The following is a 1,645-nucleotide window of genomic DNA, read 5'->3' as shown; positions in this document are numbered from 1 at the left end:
CGGGACCGACGAGGAGCAGGGGTTCCCAGGTGCTCCGGACGAGCGCCGCGCCGCCCGCCGCCGCGCCGTCGCGCCGCCGGTGGTGGTGGGTCGCCGCCGCCGTGCTGGTCGTGCTGCTGCTCCTGCTGCTCGCCGCCTGCTGGCCGTCGGCCGGCGGTGGCGACGAACCCGGTCCGTCCACGACGACGACCGGGTCGCCGGCGCCGTCGCCGTCCCCCTCGCCGAGCGGCACCGAGTCGGGTCCGTCGCCGTCGCCGAGCGGGTCGGGCGACGGGCCGAGCGGGCCCAGCGGGTCGCCCGCCCCGAGCGACAGCGCCGCCGGCGAGGGCGTCCCGCAGCAGCCGCTCGCGACCGGTCCCGGGCTCGGCGGCGAGCAGTTCGGCGAGGACGAGGCGACCACCGAGCTGCGCCTCGCCGGCCTGCCGTTCCCGTTCCGGGTGCCCGAGGGGTGGCAGTGCGTGCGCTCCACCGACGAGATCGCGAGCGTCCTCTACCTCTGCATGGACTTCGACGCCGTCGCCCGCGCGCCGCTGGAGAACCACGCCAGCGGCGTGATCGAGCTGACCCGGTGCGACGACGTCTGCGACCAGCAGGAGTGGGCCGCGCTGCGGGCCGTGCGCAGCGACGACGTCGGCTTCTCCCTGGTCGACGCCGGCACCCTGCTGAGCGAGGACGAGGACCCCTGGGAGGACGGCTTCCGGCGGATCCGGATGAGCCGGGTCTACGACCCCGCGGGCGGCGCCGAGCCGCGCGCCCACGTCTACGTCGAGTTCAGCGCGCCGGTCGAGGAGTACCCCGAGGTGCGGCGCGTGGTCGAGGACGTCCGCGTCAACACCCCGTGACCGCCGGAGGCGCCTTCGTCACGCTGCGTAAGCGGTCCTCCACCTCGCGAACCCTCGTGGACGACCGTGCCGCAGGTCTGCGAGGCTGGGCCGGTGCAGGTCGACAGCACGGCTCCCGAGGGTCCTGCACCCCGGGACGGTGACGCCGTCGCGGCGCACGCCGCGACGCTCCTGCAGCGCGCCCAGGAGATGGCCGAGCAGCTGACGGGCCAGGCCCGCCGCGACGCCTCCGAGAGCACCCGGCGCCTCGCGCTGGCCGACGAGCGGCTCGACGCCGCCACCGAGGACGCGCGCACCCTGGTCGCCGATGCCGCCGAGCAGGCGCGGATGGTGGTCGAGGGCGCCGAGGGCACCCGCGAGGAGCTGCTCGCCGAGGCGCGGCAGGCCGCCGACGAGCTGCGGGCCCGGGCCCAGCAGGTGCTCGACGACGCCACCGCCACGGCCGAGCGCGAGCTGCGCGAGGCCCGCGACGAGGCCGAGCGGCTGCGGTCCGAGGCCGCCGACGAGGCCGGGACGGCCACCCGCACCGCCGACGAGGAGGCCGAGCGGCTGCGGTCCGAGGCCGCCGACGAGGCCGAGCAGCGTGTCGGCGCGGCCACGGCCGAGGCCGAGGCGGCGCTGGCGACGGCGCGCGAGGAGGCCGAGCAGACCACCCGGCTCGCGCGCGAGCAGGCCGACGAGCTCACCCGGCGCACCGCCGACGAGCGGGCCGAGCTGCTGGCGGCCGCGCAGGCCCAGCGCGAGGAGGCCACCGCCGCCGCCCAGGCCGAGCTGGCCGCGGCCGCCGAGCGGTCCGGGTGGAC

The 1,645-nt window shown here is 78.2% G+C and carries 2 pseudogenes; both read left to right on the top strand.

The features are described 5' to 3' along the window. A pseudogene (locus ACYVKY_RS09450) lies at positions 1-842 on the top strand (hypothetical protein); the annotation flags it as partial. Between the two features lie 93 nt (positions 843-935). After that, positions 936-1,645 (top strand): annotated as a pseudogene (locus ACYVKY_RS09445) (hypothetical protein); the annotation flags it as partial.

It is taken from the genome of Angustibacter speluncae (assembly GCF_054777815.1).
The sequence above is the reverse complement of the archived record's forward strand: the minus strand, read 5'-3'. Positions and strand labels throughout refer to the sequence as shown.